Below are 931 nucleotides of genomic sequence, written 5' to 3' on the forward strand. Positions count from 1 at the left end.
CAGTTAAGTAACCGCGATGGCGTGATACAAGCCACCAACGACCGCATGACCCTGCGCACCCGCAGTGGTGAGTTGGATAACCAGCAAGGCTTGATCCAAAGTATCGGTGTATTGGCGCTTGAGACTGAGACGCTGAGCAACCAACAAGGGCAGATGGCGGCGCAGCGTATCGTGGCAACCAATGCCGGAGCGCTGAATAATCGCGATGGCCAACTCAGTGCCACACAACTGCAACTGAGCACAGGAGAGCTGCTGAATGACAACGGCGTGATTGTAGCCCGTGGCGATAACAGCAGTGCCTTGACGCTGCACGCCGATACGGTGGCCAACAGTGGCACCGTTGCCTCTAGCGGCGCGTTAACGCTTGCGGCGAATACCTTAGATAACACCGGTACGCTGTCGGCGACCGAGCAACTGGCATTAGCCGTGACCGACATCACCAACGATGCCCTGCTGTACAGTGACGCGGGCCTAGCTATCGACACCGATACCTTTACCAACACCGGTACGGTGGCGGCCAGTGATGTTGCGGTGACAGGCTTTGACTTGCTTGAGAATAGCGGCCGGATAGAAAGCGACCGCGGAAATTACCAAGGTCAGCAGCTGCTGAACACCGACACTGGGGTGTTGGTGAATGCCGATACCGGCGCAGAGACCTTAGTGCTGGATGTCGCGCAGCTAACCAACCAAGGCGTGTTGCATAACAGCAGCGACAGTATGAGCCTGGGCGGTGATCTGCGTAACAGTGGCCAACTGATCCATGCAGGCAGTGGCCAGTTGTTGTTGGGCAATCAGGGCACGATAGACAACAGCGGTGGCCGTATTGCCAGTGCCGGGGATGTGCGGATTGAAAACAGCGTTAATGGCGCGGGTAGCGTGTATGCCAAGCAGAGCATGACCCTGGCGCGCAGCAACGGCACCTTGGTCAATA

The 931-nt window shown here is 57.4% G+C and carries 1 protein-coding gene; it reads left to right on the top strand.

Translation table 11 applies throughout. The annotated features are described in order from the left end of the window. Positions 1-931, top strand: a 931-nt coding sequence (locus tag CWI84_RS11700) for a hypothetical protein (RefSeq protein WP_198674525.1), incomplete at both ends; no start/stop codon positions are given.

It is taken from the genome of Idiomarina tyrosinivorans, assembly GCF_003987475.1.
Lineage (GTDB): Bacteria > Pseudomonadota > Gammaproteobacteria > Enterobacterales > Alteromonadaceae > Idiomarina > Idiomarina tyrosinivorans.